We start from the raw sequence: 19,186 nt of genomic DNA on the forward strand, positions 1-19,186 counted from the left end.
GGTGCGCGGCGGCAAGGCCCGTCCCGGCTCCGCCCGCGCTCCGCGCGCGCCCGATCATGCGTTTGTCTTATGATTTGGGACGGAATTCCATCTTGAATTGCCGATAGCCGTCGTTGAAGCTGGCGCCGGGCGGCAAGGCCGGGAAGGTCTTGGCCTCCCAGATCGCCCTTTGCACCGCGTCGTCATAAGCCTTGCTGCCGCTGCTTTGCAGCAACTGTACCCGGTTTACCTCCAGAGAGGGCAGCAGCGAGACCTGCAGCACCACTTTGGGATTGCCGGACAAGTCCGGCGGCACTTGCACCAGCGGGGTGATCTTGGCCTTGACCCGGCTGATCCAGCCGGCCTTGGCAACGGAGGAGCCGTTGGCGGCGCCGCCGGCCACGCCATTGGGCGAGCCGGCCTGGTCGCTGCGCGCATTGGCCTTGCCGCTGGTGCGCGGGCTGTCCAGGCTGGCCAGCAGATCGTCGGCTTCCGGGTTGTAGGTCTTGGACGGCTTGGGCTTGGCCTGTGGCTTGGCGGCCGGCGCGGGCGGCGTCTTGGCTTCCGGCTTTTTCTCGGCCGGCTTGTCCGCTTTTTTCGCTTCGGGCTTTTTCACCGGCTCCGGCTTGGGTTCCGGCTTAGGCTCGGGTTTTGGTTCAGGCTTGAGCTTGGGCGGCTCCGGCGGTTTCTTGTTGCGGCCCAGGTTGACGTCGGCCGGCGGCTCCGCCACGGCGGGGCGCGGCGGTTCCACCACTGGTGCGGGCTTGGGCTCGGCCACGACGCTGGGCGCGGGCGCGGGCGCGGGCGGCGGCGGCGGCGCGGTGGTCCACAGCTCCAGCGCCACCGGCGCCTGTTCCTGCAAGGTCTGGGAATGGAAACCGCCCCACAGCAGCAGGCCGACCACGGCGACGTGTAGCAGCACCGATACGATCAGCGACCAGGGGCGCGGCGAGGTGGACACTGCGGCCATCATCCCTGCTTCTGCTGCTTGACCGTCAGCGCCACGCGCTTGACGCCGGCCTGGTGGAGCTTGTCGGCGATTTGCACCACTTCGGCGTACTTGAGGTTGGCGTCGGCGGAGATCGCCACCGGGCGCTCGGCCGCGCCCAAGGCCTGGATTTGCACCGCAAGGTCGGCGACGGAGGCGACGTCGGTCTTGCGGTCGTTGTCTATTAGTTGAATCTTGCCCTGGGCGTCCACGGTCACTTCCAGCGGACGGGTGTCGATGCTGGTGGCCTGGGACACGCTGGGCACTTCGATCACGCCGGGCGTGAACATCGGCGCGGTCACCATGAAGATGACCAGCAGCACCAGCATCACGTCGATGTAAGGCACGACGTTCATCTGGTTCATCTGGCGGCGGGGACGGCGATTGAGCATGGAGCGTCTGTTAGCGTTGGCAAGCGGTCATGATACACCGGGCTCCGGCCGGGTGTCCGGGGTAAGCGGGTCAGACCGCGGCGGATCATGAAAAGTTCATGGCCGCGCCGGCCTGGGGGCGCTTAGAACGTGTTTACGATCTAGCGAGCTAAGGCGAGACAAGGCGAAAACAAGCGAAAAAGCGGAATGTACTCGTGGTACATGAGCACTGAGCTTGGTTTCAACGCCCATTTCTATCCAACCCGCCGACGCGCAGCAGATCGTGAACAGGTTCTTAGGCCAGCCGTGTGCACAGGGTCAGCCCATCCCCCACCGGCAGCACGCACATGCGGATGCGCGGGTCGTGCTTCAGGCTGGCGTTGAATTCGTGCATCAGGTGCACGCCGGGCGGGTCCTCCGGCTTGGGCTCCACCACTCGGCCGGACAGGAAGATATTGTCGATGGCGATCACGCCGCCGGGGCGCACCAGCTGCAGGCAGGCCTCGTAATAGTCGCGGTAGGCGGGTTTGTCCGCGTCGATGAAGGCCAGGTCGTACTGGCCGGCCTGGCCCGCGTCCAACTGCTGGCGCAGGGTGGCGAGCGCCGGCTGCAGCACCAGTTCGATGCGCTCGGCGACGCCGGCGCGCGCCCAGTAGTCGCGGGCGACGGCGGTGAAGGTCTCGCTGACGTCGCAGGCCAGCGTGCGGCCGTCTTCCGGCATCGCCAGCGTCACCGCTAGCGCGCTGTAGCCGGTGAACACGCCGATTTCCAGGTAGCGGCGCGCGCCTATCAGCTGCGCCAGCCAGGCCATGAACTGGCCCTGTTCCGGCGCGATCTGCATCTTGGCCATGCGATGGGTGGCGGTGAATTCGCGCAAGTCGCGCATCACTGGGTGTTCGCTGAGGCTGATGCTCAGCAGGTAGTCGTGCAAGGCGCCGTCAAGCGCCACGGTGCGGCTGGTCATGTGTGCTGCAATCCGATGCGGTGCAATCAGAAACGCCCGCGGCGCGGGCGTCGGGTCAGGCGGGAGCCGGGCTTATTCCGGCTGGTAAACGTAGGGCTTCTGCGGCACGCGGGATTCATCCCAGCGGCGGCGGTCATCCAGGTTTGGCTGGCGGTCCCACAGCGTCAGGCGCAGTTCGCGGCGCTCGCTGTCCACTTCCGGGTGCTGATCCAGGAAACCGTTGATGAACTTGGTGAAATCGGACTGATACATCACATCGTTCCCTCTATGGCTGATGCCGTGATTTTAAACGATAAATCGCGGCTTCGTCAGCCTGCCTCGCGTTTTTCGCAACACCTTGCCCGTTTCGGGGCGTCATCGATCAAGTCCTGTTTGCAAGCAGGGTCATTTTGACGCATATTGCACGTATTGTTTAAAGACATTAAACATAAATTATAAATTGATCTCAGTTAATTGTTTAATAAAATTAAACTAAACGGTTTTTAATCATGCTTATTCGCAATGTCGACAGCTTGGTGCAGGCGCGGGCCGAAACCTTGACCTATATGCGCTTGCTGGTGCGCTTGCTGCACCTGGCGCTGGTATTGGCGCCCGGCGGCGTCTGGCTGGCGCAGTCGGGCGCGCCGCTGCACGGCCTGCTGGCGGCAACACTGTCCTTCGCCGGCGTGCTGACCTTGCTGGCCTTCCAGGCGCTGGGCCTGTACGGCTCCGGCCTGTTCGGCCGGCAATTGCAACTGCGCAGGCAGGCGACGGCATGGTCGCTGGCCTTTATCGCGCTGATGCTGGTGGGCGGCCAACTGCCCCTGCTGGCGGCGGCTTCGATCGAGGCGCTGCTGGGCTGGTACGCGTCGACGCTGGCCTTGCTGCTGCTGGCGCGGCTGGCGCTGCATGGCTGGTGCCGGCGGCTGGCGCGTCGCGGCGTCGGCCTGCTGCCGACGGTGATCCTGGGCTGCACCGCCAGCGGCAACCGGCTGGCCGCTTATTTGACCGAGAACGCCGATATTCGCGCCAGGCTGGTCGGCTATGTCGACGACCGCACCGACAGGCAGGCATTTGGCATGGCCGGCTTGCCTTATCTGGGCGATATGCCGCAGCTGGAGCGCATGGTGCGCGCCGGCCAGGCGCAGCTGGTGCTGGTGGCGCTGCCGTGGTCGGCGGTGGAGCGGATGGGCGATCTGGTCAGCCTACTGCGGCGCTTGCCGGTGACGGTGCTGCTGGCGCCGGACATGGCCGGCCTGCAGCACGCGCATCACCGGGTGACCGCGGTGGCTGGGTTGCCGATGTTCAATATCTCGGAGCTGCCGCTCAAGGGCTGGTCGCCGCTGCTCAAGCGCTGCGAGGACGTGTTGCTCGCCGCCGTCGCGCTGGCGCTGGCCGCGCCGCTGATGCTGCTGCTGGCCTTGCTGATCAAGCTGGATTCACCGGGACCGGTGCTGTTCCGGCAAAAGCGCTACGGCTACAACAACCGCCTGATCGAGGTCTACAAATTCCGTTCCATGTACGTGGAGCAGGCCGATGCCGACGCCGAGGCGCAAACCACGCGCAGCGATCCGCGCGTCACCCGCGTCGGCCGCTTCATCCGCAAGACCAGCCTAGACGAATTGCCGCAGCTGCTGAATGTGCTGGGCGGCAGCATGTCCATGGTCGGCCCGCGGCCGCACGCCACCGCCACCAAGGCCGCCGGCGTGCTGTTCGAGGACGCGGTGAGCGAATACACCGCCCGCCACCGGGTCAAGCCGGGCATCACCGGCTGGGCCCAGGTCAACGGCTACCGCGGCGAAACCGACACCCTGGCCAAGATAGAACGACGGGTGGAATACGACCTGGAGTACATCGAGAACTGGTCGCTGTGGTTCGACTTTTACATCCTGATCCGCACCCTTCCGGCGGTGCTGTCGGCCGACGCGGCTTATTGAGGCAAACATGCAAAATCCCGTTCCCGAGCTCATTCCCTGCATCGTCTGCGGCGGCGCCGGCTCGCGGCTGTGGCCGGTGTCGCGCCAGGCCTTTCCCAAGCCCTTCATCCGCCTGGCCGACGACCAGAGCTTGTTGCAAAAGACCTTTCTGCGCGCGGCGAGCCTGCCCGGCGTCCGCCGGGTGCTGATCGTCGCCAATGAGGAAACCCGCTTCCGCACGCTGGACGAATGCCAGGCGGTCAACGCCGGCGGCCTGGCGCTGGAACTGCTGCTGGAGCCGGAAGGGCGCAATACCGCGCCGGCGTTGGCCGCCGCCGCCGCGGACCTGCTGGCGCGCGATCCGGCGGCCGATCCGCTGCTGCTGGCGCTGCCGGCGGATCACCTTATCCGCGACGAAGCCGCCTTCGCCGCCGCGGTTGAGCAGGCCGCGCGCCTGGCCGCCGCCGGCCGCGTCGTCGCCTTCGGTCTTAAACCCAGCCGGCCGGAAACCGGCTTCGGCTATATCGAAACCGGCGCCGCCATCGGCGCGGATGGTCTGGAAGTGGCGCGCTTCGTGGAAAAGCCGGACCTCGCCGCCGCCGAGCGCTATCTGGCCGATGGCCGCCATCTGTGGAACAGCGGCATGTTCTGCTTCGCCGCCGCCAGCCTGCGCGCGGCGCTGGCCGAGCATGCGCCGCAAGTGTTGGCCGGCGTGGAAGCCAGCCTGGCGGCAAGCCGGGCCGTGGAGGACGGCGGCGTTCGCCAGCGCGAGCTGGACCGCGCCGGCTTTGCCCGTTGTCCGGATATTTCCATCGATTACGCGGTGATGGAGCGCATCGCGACGGCGGCGGTGGTGCCGTGCGAGCTGGGCTGGAGCGATATCGGCGCCTGGGACAGCCTGGCCGCGCAGTTTCCCGCCGACGCCGACGGCAACCGCGTCAGCGGCGAAGCGCTGCTGCAAGGCAGCCGCGATTGCTTCATCCAGAGCCGCGGCCGGCTGATCGCCGCGCTGGGCGTGGACAATCTGGTGGTGGTCGACACCCCGGACGCGCTGCTGGTGGCGGACCGCTCGCGTTGTCAGGAGGTGCGCGAACTCAGCGGCCGGCTGCGGCGGCAAGGCCACCCCAGCTGGCGAGAGCATTTGAGTTCGCAGCGGCCCTGGGGCCATTACACCGTGCTGGCCGACAGCGAGCGCTACAAGATCAAGCGCATCGTGGTGAAGCCGGGCGCGTCCCTGTCCCTGCAGATGCATCACCACCGCAGCGAGCACTGGATCGTGGTCAGCGGCACCGCGCGGGTGACGCATGGCGACACGGAACGGCTGGTGTACACCAATGAATCCACCTTCATCCCGGCCGGGGAAAAACATAGGCTGAGCAATCCCGGCTTGATCGACCTGGTGTTGATCGAAGTGCAGAGCGGCGAATACCTGGGCGAGGACGACATCGTGCGCTTCGCCGACGACTACGGCCGCACGGAGACACGGCCGTGAGCCGCACCGCGCTGATCCTGCCGGTGCGCAACGCCGGCCGCCATCTGGACCGGCTGCTGCCGGCGCTGGCGGCGCAAAGCCTGCGCCCGGACGAATGGCTGGTGTTGGACAGCGAGTCCAGCGACGACAGCAAGGCGCGCCTGCTCGCCGCCGGCGCCAGCGTGGTGTCGGTGCGCGCGGCGGACTTCAACCACGGCGGCACCCGCCGGCTGGCCAGCGAGTTGTGCCGCGCCGAGGTGCTGATCTACCTGACCCAGGACGCGATACCGGCGGACCCGGACGCGCTGCGCCGGCTGCGCGACGCGGTGCTGGCGGAAGACGATATCGGCGTCGCCTACGGCCGCCAGCTGCCGCAGCCGGACGCCGGCCTGCTCGGCGCGCACGCGCGCCGCTTCAACTATCCGCCGCTCAGCCGCACCAAGCGGCTGGCCGATGCCGCCGAGCTGGGCATCAAGACCTGTTTCAGTTCCGATTCCTTCGCCGCTTACCGCCACGCGGCACTCAAGGCCGTCGGCGGTTTTCCCGCCGACGTGATCGGCACCGAGGACGCCCATGTCGCCGGCCGGCTGCTGCTGGCCGGCTGGGCGGTGCGCTACGAGGCAGACGCCCGCGTCCATCACTCCCACGACTACGGCCTGCTGGAAGAAATGCGCCGTTATTTCGACATCGGCGTGTTCTACAGCCGCGAGCGCTGGATCGCCGAACACTTCGGCCGCGCCGGCGGCGAAGGACGGCGCTTCCTGCGCTCGGAACTGGCCGCGGTGCGCGGCGCCGGCCAGCCGTGGCGGCAGCCGGAAGTGCTGCTGCGCAGCGCGCTCAAGCTGACCGGCTACCGGCTGGGCCACGCCGAACGCTGGCTGCCGCCCGCGCTCAAGCGCCGGCTCAGCCTGTTTCCCGGCTATTGGAAATGAATCTGGACCCGCGATGAAGACACACCGCCTCCCTCTATTCAGCTTGCTCGCCCTGTGCGGCGGGCTGGCCGCCTGTTCCACCCCCAGCACCATCGCCTTGCCGGACGGCAAGACCGTGGAGGCGCGGCAGTTGGCGCTGCGCGACATCAGCCAGCTGCCGCCGCCGGTGACGCGGGTGATGAACGGCGACACCCTGCGCATCGTCCGCGACGCGCAATCGCCGGCGGAAAAGGACGAAATGAGCTTGTTCTTCGTGCGTCCGGACGGCAGCTTCGCCTACCCGCACGCCGGCACCGTGCGCGGCGGCGGCCGCACGCCGGAGGAAATTGGCGCGGAGATCACCGAGCGGCTGTCCACGCTGTACCGCCAGCCGCAAGTCACCGTCAACATCGCCATCGCGCCGGGCAACCGCGTCTTCGTCGGCGGCGCGGTGCGCAATCCCTCGGCTTTCGAACTGAGCGCCGCCGCCAGCATCGAGCAGGCGGTGATAGGCGCCGGCGGCGTGCTGCCGTCGGCGGACAGCGAACACGTGGCGCTGCTGCGCATGGACGAGGCCGGCTTGTACCAGATCTATTTCAGCGATCTGGCGCGCATGCTGGACCCGGCCGCCGGACGGCGCGGCGTGATGCTGCAGCGCGGCGACATCGTGTTCGTGCCCAAGTCCACCATCGGCAAGGCGGTGGAGGGCGTGGACATGTACGTCAACCAGTTGCTGCCGTTCTCCAAGGCGATAGGCATAGGCCTCAACTACGACCTGGGCGGCAAGGGCAGCAACAACGTCAACATTCAGAACAACCCCACCATCAAGGCCGGCAATTAGCGGGCGACCCAGACATGATAGAAATCCGTTCCTTCCGCGACCTGGCCCGCCTGTTTTTCATCTACCGGCGCGAATTCAAATGGGCGTTCGCCGCCACCGTGCTGGTGGCGGTGCTGGGCGCCTTCCTGCTGCCGGCGCGCTACGAATCCGAGGCGCGGCTGCTGGTCAAGCCGGGCCGCGATACCAGCACCCTGCCCATCGAATACGCCGACCGCCAGACGCTGGTGGCACCCAGCACCCAGCGCGACCCCATCGTCGACGAGGAAAAGCTGCTGACCGGCCGCCCCATCATCCATCAGGTGGCCGAATACTATTTGAGCGAGATGCGCGCGCCGCCGCCGCAGGGCGGCTGGCAAACCCTGAAATTCCATTTGAAGCAGGCGGCGTCCGCGGTGCTGGACTGGGCGCGCGACGCGCTGGCGCTGCTTGGGCTGGTGGAGGCGCAGACCCCGGCGGAACGGCTGGCGGCCAAGCTGGAGAAACAATTCAGCGTCAGCCACCAGAGCGGCTCGGCGGTGATGGAAATCGCCTTCAGCTGGGACGACCCGGAGGTGGCGCGGCAAGTGCTGGCCAAATGGCTGGCGCTGTACATCGATGAGCGCAGCCGCGCGCTGGGCCGCAAGAGCCTGTATCAGTTCTACGACGCGGAAAGCGGCAAGCTGGCCGCGCAGATCGCCGGCTACAAGGCGCAGATCGGCCAGCAACTGCGCCAGATCGACGGCATCAGCTCCAAGGAGCGGCTGGACAGCCTCACCGACCAGCTCAACAAGCTGGAAGCGGCGCGCAGCGCCGATCAGGCGGAATGGATGGCGGTGCAGGGCGGCATCGCCAATGCCCAGGCCAGCGGCGGCAAGCTGCCGCGTGAAATCACCAAGGAGCGCGAGCTGAGCCTGAATCCGGCACAGCAGGATCTCAAGCTCAAGCTCAACGGCCTGGAGCTGGAGCGGCTGGACAAGCTCAAGACCTATCTGCCGGACGCGCCGCCCATCCGCGAACTGGATGAGAGCATCGCCGCGATCAAGGCCTTGATCGCGCGGCAGAAGGACACCGTGCAGCGCTCGGAAAACCGCGCGCCCAATGACCTCGTCAACCTGCTGGAACGCGGCAAGCTGGAACGCGGCATGCGCGCCGGCGAGCTCAAGGCCAAGGTGGCGGCTTACGACAAGACCATCGCCGCGCTGAAGGACGAACGCGCGCGCATCCTCGGCGTGGAGCCGGAACTGTCGCGGCTGGAGCGCAATCTGGCGGTGGCGGAAAAGAACTACCTGCTCTACCGCGACAGCCTGGAAAAGGCGCGCATAGACCGCGAACTGGACAACAGCCGCATCAGCAATATCGCGGTGATAGAACAAGCCACCTTCAGCCCGGCGCGGGTGTTTCCCAAGAGCCTGGCCATCCTGCTGGCGGCGCTGCCGGCCGGCGCGGCGGTGGGCTTGTTCGCGCTCTATCTGTGCTACTTGCTGGACCAGCGCATCCACGACGGCGGCGGCGTCGAGCGCCGCTTCCAGGCGCCGTTGTGGAGCACCTTGCCGGAGCTGGAACCGGGGGTGGAGCCGCCGCCCGCCTTCGAGGCCGGCGTCTACCGCCTCTACGGCCAACTGCCGGCCGACAAGCTGGCGCGCGACGGCCTGGTCATCGGCCTGGTGTCGTCGCGGCGCGGCGAGGGCGTCAGCTTCGTCGCCCGCCACTTCCTGCGCGTGCTGGCCGAACGCGGCGTGCCGGCGCGGCTGGCGGCCGACGACGCAGGCGCCGCGCCAGGCAGCGTGACGCTGATCGAGGCGCCGGCGCTGCTCAGCAATCAGCGCGCCTTCGTGCAGCTGAAGCGGGCCGACCTGATTCTGCTGGTGATAGAGGCGCGCGCCACCACCGTGCCGATGGTGGACAACGCCCTGTCCATCCTGCGCACCGCCTTCCGCCAGGTGGACGGCATCATCGTCAACCGCCGCCGCTTTGAGATTCCGTCCGCCTGGCTGCGGCGGATGGCGCGGCTGAAGGGAGAGCGGACATGAGAATCGCATTATTGTCGCCGCTGCCGCCGGAACAGACCGGCATCGCCGATTACGCCGCCGTCTGGCGGCGGGCGCTGGAGGAGCAGGGCGTCAGCGTCGCCGCTCCGCTCAGCGGCCAGCCGCCGGCGGCGAGCGCGCTGGAACTGGGCTGGCAGCTGCAGCGCGTGGACTGGAGCCGTTTCGAACTGGCGCACGCCGAACTGGGCGGCGGCCGCGAGCGCGAATTCATGGCGCTGGAGTGGCTGGCGCGCCATCAGCCGTGGCTCAAGCTCACCGCCACCGTCCACGATCCGGAACGGCTGATCTGGCGGCCGCCCGGACTGCCGCGGCAATGGCCGCGCTGGCTGAGCCAGGGCGCGGCGTTGCTGATGGACCCGCTGACGCTGGCGCGCGAGCGCCGGCTGGCCGGGCGCCTGGCGCGGCTGGTGACGTTGACCGATACCGGCGCCGATTGCCTGGCCCGGCGCATGCGGCTGCCGGCCGAACGCGTCGCCCGCATTCCGCACGGCAACCAGGCGCTGCCGGCCGCGCCGCTGCCGCCCTTGCCGCCGGAGGGTCCGCTGCGGCTGCTCTACTTCGGCTTCATCTATCGCGGCAAGGGCATAGAAGACCTGCTCGACGCGCTGGCGCTATTGCAGGAAGAGCCGGATACCCGCGACCGGGTGCGGCTGACCCTGGCCGGCGGCGCGGCGCCCGACATCGCCTTCGGCCGCTCCGGTTCCTATCTGGACAGCCTGCGTCAGCACGCCATCCGCCTGGGCTTGCGCCGCAATATGCTGGACTGGCGGCTGAACCTGCCCCCGGAGCAGATTCCGGCGCTGATCCAGGCTCACCACACCATGGTGCTGCCCTACCGCGAATCGCGGAAGCTGGCCTGGCTGGGCCAGATGCGCGGCACCAGCGGCGCCTTGTCCTGGGCCGCCGCCTGCGGCCGCGGCGTGGTCTGTTCCAATGCGCGCGCCTTTGCCGAAGAAGCCGCCCACGGCAATGGCGAAGTCTATCCACAGGGCGACAGCGCCGCGCTGGCCTGGGCGCTGCGCGGCCTGCTGCTGGAACCGCAGCGGCTGGCGCGGCACAGCGCCAGCGCCGGCGAACTGGGCGCCGAGCGCGCCTGGCCCAGCGTGGCCGCGCAGTTCCGCCGCCTGTTCGAGGCGGTGCTGACGGAGCGCGGTCATGACTAAACTCGCTCGCTGCCTCGTTCTGTTGCTGAGCTGCGTGTTCAGCGCCGTTGCCCCGGCGGAACAAACCCGGCTGACCGCCGCGCGGCCGGTGGTGTGGCGCGACTTCCTCGGCGTCAACGCTCATTTCCTGTGGTTCACGCCGGCGCAATACCAAGGCCAGATCCAGCAGCTCAAGGCGCTGGGCCTGGAATGGGTGCGGGTGGACCTGCATTGGGACCGCCACGAACCCAAGGAAAACCAGTTCGTGTTCGCGCCGCTGGATCAACTGGTGGACACGCTGAAGGGGCAGCGGCTCAAATCGGTGTTCTACCTGGTGGGCTCCGCTCCCTTCGCCAGCAGCGCGCTGCCGCTGCTCGGCCCCAGCGACCAGTTCCCGCCCAAGGACAACAAGCTGTTCGCCAAGCGCATGGCCATGCTGGCCAAGCGCTATCCGGCGGTGGACGCCTGGCAGGTGTGGAACGAGCCCAATCTGCCCGGCTTCTGGCGGCCGCTGCCCAGCCCGGAAGGCTATGGCCGCCTGCTGCAGGCCAGCGCGGAAGCGCTGCGCCGCGCCGCGCCCGGCAAGCCGGTGGTGATGGCCGGCATGGCTTACTACAGCCAGATGCCGGTGCGCGGCGGCCTGATGCTGGAAGAACTGGGCAAGAAGGGCGGGCTGGACCTGGGCGCCATCGTCGCCTACCACCCCTATAGCCAGCAGCCGGAAGGCGACGATCCCAAGGCGCGCGACTTCGTGCTGCGCGCGCAGCAGATCAACGCCCGGCTGCGCCAGGTCAAGGCGCCGGCGATCTGGGCCACCGAATGGGGCTGGTCCAGCTACGCCGGCCCCAAGGAAGAGCAGGAGCTGATCGGCCGCGACGGCCAGGCGGATTATCTGTTGCGCCGGCTGGCGCTGATGAGCGCGCTGGATTACGACCGCATCTTCCTATTCGCGCTGTCGGACCTGGACCAGCGCGCCAGCGTGCGCGACCGCGGCTACGGCCTGCTGGACCTTGCCGGCAAGCCCAAGCCGGCCTACCAAGCGCTGGCGCGCTTTCTCGCCGCCACCGGTCCCAGGCTGAACCCGGCGCCGGCGCCGCAGCTGGACGCCGCGCCGGATGATCTCTACAGCATTGGCTGGCGCAAGCCGGACGGCACGCGGCTGTGGATGTTCTGGAGCGCGAGCGGCGGCGCGGCGCGGCTGCCGGGCATCCCCCGCGCCACGCTGCACCAGCCCTTGAGCGGCGGCCGGCAGGCGCTGCGCGCCGTCGGCGGCCTGCTGAAGGTGGCGGTGAAGCCGCAATTGCAAATCCTGGAGTGGCGAGAATGAATGTGCAGCCCGTTGCCAGCGTCGCCGGCGGTCCGCCGCTGCGCATTTTGTGGACCTTGCCCTATCTGCCCTGGCCCACCACCAGCGGCGGCAAGCTGCGCCAATTCCACTTGCTGCGCGCGCTGAGCGCGCGCGGCCACCGCATCACCGTGCTGGCGCAGAGCAAGGACGCGCTTGGCGCCGATAGCCGCCGCCAACTGGAAAGCGTGGCCGAGCGGCTGATCGTGCTGCCGCGCCGGCCGCTCAAACACCCGCTGACCCTGTTGGCCGCCGCCCTGGCGCCCTATCCGCTGCTGGCCAGCGTCAACGGTCTGGCGCCGGCGCTGCGCCGCACCTTCGGCGAACTGCTGGAACAGCCGTGGGACGTGGTGCAGATCGAGCACAGCTACGCCTTGCAGCCCTTTCTGCCGGAACTGCGCCGCCGCCGCCAGCCCTTTGTGCTGACCGAGCACAATGTCGAATCCACGCTGGGCGCGGCCACCTACCAGGGCCTGCCGCGCTGGCTGGCTCCCTTCGTGCTGTGGGACCGCTGGCGCTACCGGCGCTGGGAGGAAACCGCGCTGGGCGCGGCCGAGCGCGTTGCCGCCGTCACCTGGGAAGACGCCGCGGAGATGTCCCGGCGCAGCGGCCGGCTGGTGGACGTGGTGATCAATGGCGTGGACGCGGCCGCCTTCGCCACGGTGCGGCCGGCGCTGGACAGCCAGCGCTTGCTCTTCGTCGGCAATTTCGAATACCCGCCCAATCGCGACGCGGTGGAATGGCTGGCCGACGAGATCATGCCGCGGCTATGGCGGCTGCTGCCGCAGGCAAGGCTGGCGGTGTGCGGCCACGCGATGCCGGAGAGCTGGGCGCGGCGCTGGCCGGACGCGCGGCTGGAATGGCAGGGCTTCGTGCCGGCCTTGCCGCCGCAGCAAGGCCGCGCCGCGGCCTTCATCGCGCCGCTGCGCGAAGGCGGCGGCTCCAAGCTCAAGGTGTTGGAGGCGCTGGCGGCCGGCTTGCCGTTGCTGAGCACGCCGCAGGGCGTCAGCGGCCTGGCCTTGCAGCATGGCCGCGACTGCCTGCTGGGCGAGGACGCCGCGCAACTGGCGGCGGCGGCGGCGGAATTGCTGAGCCGGCCGGACCGCGCCGCCGGCCTGGGCGCCGCCGGCCGCGCCTATGCCGCGCGCCGCCACGACTGGAGCGTGGCCGCCGATCAACTGGAAACCATTTACCGGGAGCTGCGTCATGCGCGTCGGCCTTGATTACCGTCCAGTCACCGCCGCGCCCTGGTCCGGCATCGCCCGCCAGGTGCTGGCGCTGGAAGCGGCGCTGCTGCAACGGCCGGGCGTGGAAGTGCTGCGCTTCACCGCCTGCCCGGCCGACCATCCGCATCGGCGGCTGGCCGAGTGCCCGGCGCGGCCCAGCCCGGCGGACGGCCTGCACCGTCCGCGCGAGCGTTTTCATTTCGAGGTGCGCTTCCTGCCGCGCGCCATCCGCGCCCAGCGGCTGGACCTTTACATCGCCACCGCCAATACCGGCCTGCCGCCCTGCGGCGCGCCGGCCGGCACCCGCTATGCGCTGCTGCTGCACGATGTGTTCCAGCTGACGCTGGACAACTACCATGCCAGCCTAGCGCGCGCGCTGGCTTACCGGCTGATCGACTGGGCCGGCACCGCGCGCTCGCTGCGGCTGGCGGACGCGGTGTGGACACCGTCGCGCTACACCGCGCAGGCCGCCGCCAAACTGTTTCCGCGCCAGCGCGCCAAGCTGGCGGTGCTGCCCAACGCCGTGCCCTGGCGGCCGGCGGACCCGGCCACGCCGCTGCCGGCCGGCTTGCCGGCGCGCTATTGGCTGGCGGTGGGCGCGCGCGAGCCACGCAAGAACATGCCCTGGTTCGTCGAGCAATGGCGGCAGGCGCGCGAGCGCCAGCCGGACCTGCCGGCGCTGGCGCTGGTGGCGCGGCCGCAAGAGCTGCCGGCCGAACTGCGGCGGCTGGATGGCCTGATCTGGCTCAAGGAGCTGGACGACGCCACCCTGCGCGCGGTGTACGCGGCGGCGGAGCGGCTGTGGCAGCCGTCCTACGCCGAGGGCTTCGGCCTGCCGGTGATAGAAGCGCTGGCGCAAGGCACCCCGGTGGCGGTGGCCACCGGCTCGGCGCTGGATGAAATCGCCCCGCCGCAGGCGGCGCGCTTCGCCCCCGACGACGCCGGCGCGCTGCAAGCGCTGATGAGCAAGCTGGCCGAGGCCGGGCCGGACGGCAGCGCCACGGCCAACCGCGCCTGGGCGCGGGAATACGATATGCAGGCCTACGCCGCCCGGCTGGGTCCGCTGCTGGACGGCGTGCTGGCATGACGCCGCTGACGCGCGCGCTCGCCGCCGGCTGCGGCCTGTTGTTCGGCGGCCTGCTGATCCTGCTCGGCCCGGCCGTGGCCACGCTGGCGCTGGCCGCCGGCTGCGCGCTGTGCGCGGTGCTGCGCCAGCCGCTGCTGGGCCTGGCCGGCTTCGGCCTGGCGGCCTGCCTGATGCCCTATACCACGGTGCAGCTGGGCGTGCGCATCACCGTGTCCGAGGCGCTGCTGGGCCTGGCCTGGCTGGGCGCGCTGCCGCGGCTGGCGGTCGGCGTTCTGCAATGGCCGCAGGGCCGCGCCGAACAGCGGCTGCTGTGGCTGATGGCCTTCAGCCTGCTGCCCTTCCTGGCGGGCCAGCTGATGGTGCAGGCCGACGGCAACGGGCCGGTCAACTGGGCGCGCTGGCTGCTGAGTCTGTCCGCGCTGTTCCTGGCGCCGCTGCTGCTGCCGGACGCGCGCAGCCGCGACCGACTGATCGTGATGCTGCTGCTGGGCACGCTGGCCATGCTGCTGCTGTCCATCGGTTATTTCCTCAAGGACCGCGACGCCAACAGCTTTATTCCGGTGCTGGAAAAACTGCGTTACGCCCACCCGGAAGCGGTGCGCGACATTTTCTCCGCCAACTACACCCGCATGGCCTCGCCCTGGGTGCATCCCAATCTCACCGGCGGCGCGCTGGCGCTAATGCTGCCGCTGGCCTTCTTCTACAGCTTGGCGCAACAGGGCTGGCGCCGCGTGCTGGGCATGGCGGTGGCGCTGCTGGGCGCCGCTGGCCTGCTGTTCAGCATCTCGCGCGGAGCCATCGTCAGCCTGGCGCTGGTGTTGTTGTGGCTGAGCTGGCGGCGCGGGCCGCCCCCCCGCCCCCTCATCGGCCTGGCCGCGGCGCTGGGCCTGGCCCTGGTCTTGTTTTATCCGCCCTTGCAGGAACGCCTGGCCACCACCTTCTCCGCCAGCAACGCCAGCACTGAAGTGCGCATGGACGAATACCGCCGCTTCCCCGACGCGGTGCGCGCCTATCCGCTGGGCCTGGGCTTCAAGGTGGACCCGCCGCCGCCGGACAGCGGCCTGCTCGGCATCTCCAATCTGTGGCTCAACTTCGTCTACAAGCTGGGCGCGCCCGGCATGCTGCTATTCGTCGCCGTCACCATCGCCTGGTGGCGCGAAGCGCGGCCGCGCGGCCCGTTGTCGGTGCTGGACCCGGAGCGCGCGGTCTGGCTCGGCACCTTGTCCGGTTTGCTGGCGGCGCTGCTGACTGGTTTTTTCGACCACTACTACAGCTTCACCATGGTGCTGATCGGCCTGTTCTGGCTGCTGATGGGCATCAATCTGCAAGCTGCGCGCCGGCTGGCCGGCCGCGGCGATCCCCTGTTGCTGGACGGCGCCGCGCCGTCCGGCCCGATAACCGTTGATCCGAAAGCGACACCGCGATGAAAGCGACCGATCTTCCCGCCGTGCAGGCCCTGACGCTGCGCCACCGCATCTACCACAGCAGCGCGCTGCGCGCGCGGCTGGACGGCTACGCCGCGCGCCTGAACACGCCGGCGGCGGAACTGGCCGCCGCCTACGACTGGATGCTGGCCAACAACGTGGCCTTCGAGGAGGGCGACGCCGCCGAACCGCGCGTGTCCATCGTCTCCGTCAATATGGAAAGCCGCATCCCGCATCCCTTGGCGCGCCGTTTCTACGCCATGCTGCGCGACGAAGTGCCCACCCAACTGGTGCCGCGCTACGGCCTCAACTGGGCCACTTTCAAGGACCGCTGGCTGCGTGCCTGGGAGCAGGGCTACAACATCCTGATCAACAAGCTGCCGTCCCACCATCTGCGGTTGGCCTGGCTGCGCCTGGGCGGCGCGCGCATCGGCAAGGGCTCCAGCGTGTGGCGCAACACCGAGGTGCTGGGCGTCAACAATCTGGTCATCGGCGCGGACAGCTGCGTGGCCTGGCACTGCTTGCTGGACGCGCGCGCCGGCTTGATCATCGGCGATCACGTCGCCATCGCCTCCTACGCCAAGATCATCGCCGGCAGCCACGACCTGAACGCGCCGGAATTCTGGTCGGTGTCGGCGCCGGTCTATATCGACGATTACGCCTGGATCGCCACCGGCGCGCTGATCGGCCACGGCGCGCGCATCGGCCGCGGCGCGGTGGTCACCGCCAACACCGTGGTGGGCAAGGAAGTGGCGCCGTACAAGATCGTCGGCGGCAGCGGCGCCAAGCCCATGGGCGAACGGCCGCGCGATCTCAATTACAAGGTGGGCGGCAAAGGCCTGTTCACCCTGTTCCACTGATGGCATTGAGCCCATGTTCGGTCCCGCCGCGCTCTTGACCCTGGCCACGCTGAGCGGCCTGCTGGCCGGCTTCGCCCGCGAGTGGCTGCTGGTGGCCGCCTGGGGCGCTGGCGGCCGCAGCGACGCCTTCCTGGTGGCGATGTTCCTGCCGGAAGCGCTGCGCACCCTGCTGGCCGGCGGCCTGCTGTCCGCCGCGCTGCTGCCCTTGTGGCAGGCGCAGGCGCCGCAACGGCGCGGCGGCTGGCTGGCCGGCCAGCTGCGCCACTGGCTGGGCGCCGGCCTGGGCCTGGCGGCATTGCTGAGCCTGGCCGCGCCGTGGCTGACGCGGGCGCTGGCGCCCGGCATCGGCGCCGCTCACGCCGAGCTGGCCGCCGCCGCGCTGCGCTGGCTGGCCTGGCTGGCGCCCGGCCTGCTGGCCCAGGCGGTGCTGGCGGTGCCGCTGCAAGCGCAGGGCCGCTTCCTGCTGGCCGGGCTGGGTTCGCTGCTGTTCAATCTGCCGGCGGCGTTCTACCTGTATTGGGCCGGGCCGGCCGCGACGGCGACGGCGCTGGCGCAATGTTTTCTGGCCGGCAGCCTGCTGATGGCGGCGGCGCTGCTGCCCGGCAACTGGCGGCTGGGCTGGCGGCCCTGGCTGCGCGCCGGCCGTGGCGAAGTCATTCAGGCCTGGCGGCAGCTATGGCCGCTGCTGGCCAGCGGCGCCGCCAGCCAAGGCCTGGGCCTGCTGGAACGTTTGGCCGCTTCGCTGCTGGGCGAGGGGACGATTACCCTGCTCAACCTGGCGCGCAAGCTGATCAATCTGCCGCTGATCGCGCTGATGAGTTTGAACCAGGTGTTGTTGGGCAAGATGAGCGGCGCGCTGGGCGCGGACCGGCTGCGGCTGCTGGAGCGCGGCCTGGCCGCCTGCACCCTGTTGACCCTGCCGGCGGCGGCCGGACTGATCGGCGCCGCGCCGGCGCTGGTGGCGCTGCTGCTGCCCGGTGGCTTGGCGGCGAGCGGCCTGCCGCTGCTGCTGGCGCTGTACGCGCCGGGCATCGTGTTTGGCGCCTGGAACGCGCTGCTGGCGCGCTACTGCTACGCCGGCGGCGACACCCGCGGCCCGCTGGCGCTGGAACTGGCCGGCAGCGCGCTGAGCGCCGCCTTGCTGCTGACGCTGCCGCGCTGGCTGGGCTTGCCCGGCCTGGCGCTGGCCACCTTGGCCGGGGTGTGGCTGACCGGCGCGCTGCTCGCCGCCCGGCTGGGCCAGCGCTTGCTGCCAAGGCTGGCGCGTCAGGGCCTGGCGGCATCCGTACCGCTGGCCGCCGCCGGCCTGCTGTTGTTTCCGCTGCGCGGCTTTGGCCCGTGGCCGCAACTGGCGCTGGCCGCCTTGGCCGGGGCCGTGCTGCTGTTGGGGCTGGGCTGGCGTTTTAGATCGGAGAGCACAACTCCAACAGCAAGCCATCCGGACAACGCAAATGGGATACCGTCTGACCCCAGGGCTTGAGCGAGGGCGCTTGCAGCTCAACGCCGCCGTGGCGCAAGGCCTGGGCGTGGGCGGCTGCTACGTCGTCGGTCGTCAGCGCGATCTCCATGCCCAGCGGCAGCGGCGAGGCGTCCGCCGCCACATAGCCTTCCGGCAGATTCATCCGGCCCAGCGGGTGGGCGGCGAAGGCCAGCGTGGTGGCGCCGGTGTCCAGCTCGCCGTAATCGCCGGATTCGTGCAGGAAGCGGCGCTTCATGCCAAAGGCGTTTTCAAAGAAGGCCAGCGAGGCGGCGACGTCGGAGACGTAGAGAATGGTGTAGGCGAATTGCATGGTTGGGCTCCTGATCAGGGTTTATTGCAGCTGCCGCAGAATGTCGGCGCACAGCACGACGCGAGCGTACTCGCCGTCCAGATTGGCCAGCGCCATCGCGTGCACCTCGTCGGCGCTGCGCGGGGTGCCGGCGTAGTCCACCTTGGCGAAGGTGAAGCAGGCGTCGGCGGCGACCAGGGTGTGGAAGCCGAGGTTGCCGGCGCTGCGGGCGGTGGCTTCCACCGAGTTATTGGTGCTGACGCCGACGATGAGCAGCTGTTCGATGCCGCGCACGCGCAGCCAGCGTTCCAGGCCGCTGTGGGCGAAGGCGTCCGGCACGTTCTTTTCCATCACCTGTTCGCTGGCCAGCGGCGCCAGTGTTGGCTGGAATTCGACGCCGGGCTGGCCGGGCCAGAACGGCGATCCCGGGGTGCGCGAGATGTGGCGCACGTGGACCAGCGGCGCGCCGGCCTGGCGCCAGGCGTGCAGCAGTTGGGCGATATTGGCTTCGGCCTGGGGGTTGTTGCGCGGGCCGGCTTCGGGGTGGCTCATGCCTTGTTGCATGTCGATGATGATGAGGGCGGGGGCGGTGTGCATGGCGGTGATGCTGGGGTCATGGCGGGGGTTTAGTGTAGCAGGGGAGGCGGGGTGTGCCGATTGGTTGTGGCAAGCGATAAGGTGAGTGTGTAGGACGAAAGCCCTGGCTGGGCTTTCGCTAGTTTGAATCCGCTGCGCGGATGATGATTTGGGATTGGTTTTGTGGAGGGGTTTACTCCCCTTGGTAGTGTTTTATCTTTATGAATCCGCTACGCGGATGATGATTTAGGGCCAGTTCCGCCCGGCGAACGGGGAGGGGGCGGGCCGCCGCCCCCTTCCATCCCCCCTC

The 19,186-nt window shown here is 69.2% G+C and carries 18 protein-coding genes; 12 read left to right on the forward strand and 6 right to left on the reverse strand.

The features are described 5' to 3' along the window. Window positions 1-67: 67 nt before the first annotated feature. The 4 genes from ACE3QM_RS15935 to ACE3QM_RS15950 all read right to left on the reverse strand — a co-directional run bounded on the left by ACE3QM_RS15935 (window position 68) and on the right by ACE3QM_RS15950 (window position 2,554). On the reverse strand, window positions 68-952 hold the full coding sequence (locus tag ACE3QM_RS15935; protein WP_374423235.1) for an energy transducer TonB: 885 nt from the start codon (window positions 950-952) through the stop codon (window positions 68-70). Further along, window positions 949-1,359, reverse strand: coding sequence for a biopolymer transporter ExbD (locus tag ACE3QM_RS15940; protein ID WP_048408166.1), 411 nt, complete (start codon window positions 1,357-1,359; stop codon window positions 949-951). Before ACE3QM_RS15940 ends, ACE3QM_RS15935 begins: the two co-directional genes overlap by 4 nt. A 274-nt stretch (window positions 1,360-1,633) precedes the next feature. Then, window positions 1,634-2,302, reverse strand: coding sequence for a class I SAM-dependent methyltransferase (locus ACE3QM_RS15945; RefSeq protein WP_231465057.1), 669 nt, complete (start codon window positions 2,300-2,302; stop codon window positions 1,634-1,636). A 72-nt stretch (window positions 2,303-2,374) separates the two neighbouring features. Continuing rightward, a complete protein-coding gene (locus ACE3QM_RS15950) occupies window positions 2,375-2,554 on the reverse strand; it encodes a DUF3460 family protein (RefSeq protein WP_048408168.1) in 180 nt (59 codons plus the stop codon). 236 nt (window positions 2,555-2,790) lie between these two features. On the opposite strand from ACE3QM_RS15950, the gene ACE3QM_RS15955 reads away from it, so the two are divergent. Genes ACE3QM_RS15955 through ACE3QM_RS16010 form a run of 12 tightly spaced genes read left to right on the forward strand, consistent with a single transcriptional unit; the run spans window position 2,791 to window position 18,011 of the window. Continuing rightward, entirely contained in the window at window positions 2,791-4,218 is a 1,428-nt protein-coding gene (locus ACE3QM_RS15955; RefSeq protein WP_374423238.1) for an undecaprenyl-phosphate glucose phosphotransferase, read from the forward strand. A gap of 7 nt (window positions 4,219-4,225) precedes the next feature. After that, on the forward strand, window positions 4,226-5,689 hold the full coding sequence (locus ACE3QM_RS15960; RefSeq protein WP_374423240.1) for a mannose-1-phosphate guanylyltransferase/mannose-6-phosphate isomerase: 1,464 nt from the start codon (window positions 4,226-4,228) through the stop codon (window positions 5,687-5,689). Continuing rightward, entirely contained in the window at window positions 5,686-6,600 is a 915-nt protein-coding gene (locus ACE3QM_RS15965; RefSeq protein WP_374423242.1) for a glycosyltransferase family 2 protein, read from the forward strand. The genes ACE3QM_RS15960 and ACE3QM_RS15965 overlap by 4 nt, the downstream gene beginning before the upstream one ends. A gap of 13 nt (window positions 6,601-6,613) precedes the next feature. After that, window positions 6,614-7,420 (forward strand): polysaccharide biosynthesis/export family protein, encoded by an 807-nt coding sequence (locus ACE3QM_RS15970; protein ID WP_374423244.1) that lies wholly within the window; start codon window positions 6,614-6,616, stop codon window positions 7,418-7,420. Window positions 7,421-7,434: 14 nt separating this feature from the next. Next, window positions 7,435-9,429 carry an exopolysaccharide transport family protein gene (locus ACE3QM_RS15975; protein ID WP_374423246.1) on the forward strand — a complete coding sequence of 665 codons (1,995 nt, stop codon included), beginning with the start codon at window positions 7,435-7,437 and terminating at the stop codon, window positions 9,427-9,429. Continuing rightward, window positions 9,426-10,610 carry a glycosyltransferase gene (locus ACE3QM_RS15980; RefSeq protein WP_048408174.1) on the forward strand — a complete coding sequence of 395 codons (1,185 nt, stop codon included), beginning with the start codon at window positions 9,426-9,428 and terminating at the stop codon, window positions 10,608-10,610. The genes ACE3QM_RS15975 and ACE3QM_RS15980 overlap by 4 nt, the downstream gene beginning before the upstream one ends. Further along, window positions 10,603-11,916, forward strand: a complete 1,314-nt coding sequence (locus tag ACE3QM_RS15985; RefSeq protein WP_374423249.1) for a beta-galactosidase — start codon at window positions 10,603-10,605, stop codon at window positions 11,914-11,916. Before ACE3QM_RS15980 ends, ACE3QM_RS15985 begins: the two co-directional genes overlap by 8 nt. Continuing rightward, window positions 11,913-13,157: a glycosyltransferase family 4 protein gene (locus ACE3QM_RS15990; protein ID WP_374423251.1), complete on the forward strand. Its 1,245-nt coding sequence runs from the start codon at window positions 11,913-11,915 to the stop codon at window positions 13,155-13,157. The genes ACE3QM_RS15985 and ACE3QM_RS15990 overlap by 4 nt, the downstream gene beginning before the upstream one ends. Further along, window positions 13,141-14,247 (forward strand): glycosyltransferase family 1 protein, encoded by a 1,107-nt coding sequence (locus ACE3QM_RS15995; protein WP_231465576.1) that lies wholly within the window; start codon window positions 13,141-13,143, stop codon window positions 14,245-14,247. Before ACE3QM_RS15990 ends, ACE3QM_RS15995 begins: the two co-directional genes overlap by 17 nt. Next, window positions 14,244-15,674 carry an O-antigen ligase family protein gene (locus ACE3QM_RS16000; protein ID WP_374423254.1) on the forward strand — a complete coding sequence of 477 codons (1,431 nt, stop codon included), beginning with the start codon at window positions 14,244-14,246 and terminating at the stop codon, window positions 15,672-15,674. The genes ACE3QM_RS15995 and ACE3QM_RS16000 overlap by 4 nt, the downstream gene beginning before the upstream one ends. Continuing rightward, window positions 15,671-16,531 carry a hypothetical protein gene (locus tag ACE3QM_RS16005; protein ID WP_374423256.1) on the forward strand — a complete coding sequence of 287 codons (861 nt, stop codon included), beginning with the start codon at window positions 15,671-15,673 and terminating at the stop codon, window positions 16,529-16,531. Before ACE3QM_RS16000 ends, ACE3QM_RS16005 begins: the two co-directional genes overlap by 4 nt. A gap of 13 nt (window positions 16,532-16,544) precedes the next feature. Next, entirely contained in the window at window positions 16,545-18,011 is a 1,467-nt protein-coding gene (locus ACE3QM_RS16010) for a lipid II flippase MurJ (protein WP_374423258.1), read from the forward strand. Here ACE3QM_RS16010 and ACE3QM_RS16015 read toward each other — a convergent pair. Next, window positions 17,935-18,321 (reverse strand): VOC family protein, encoded by a 387-nt coding sequence (locus ACE3QM_RS16015; protein ID WP_231462400.1) that lies wholly within the window; start codon window positions 18,319-18,321, stop codon window positions 17,935-17,937. The genes ACE3QM_RS16010 and ACE3QM_RS16015 overlap by 77 nt on opposite strands. 21 nt (window positions 18,322-18,342) lie before the next feature. Beyond that, window positions 18,343-18,897, reverse strand: a complete 555-nt coding sequence (locus ACE3QM_RS16020) for a cysteine hydrolase family protein (protein WP_374423261.1) — start codon at window positions 18,895-18,897, stop codon at window positions 18,343-18,345. Window positions 18,898-19,186: the final 289 nt, after the last annotated feature.

The organism is Chromobacterium sp. (assembly GCF_041912965.1).
GTDB lineage: Bacteria > Pseudomonadota > Gammaproteobacteria > Burkholderiales > Chromobacteriaceae > Chromobacterium > Chromobacterium aquaticum.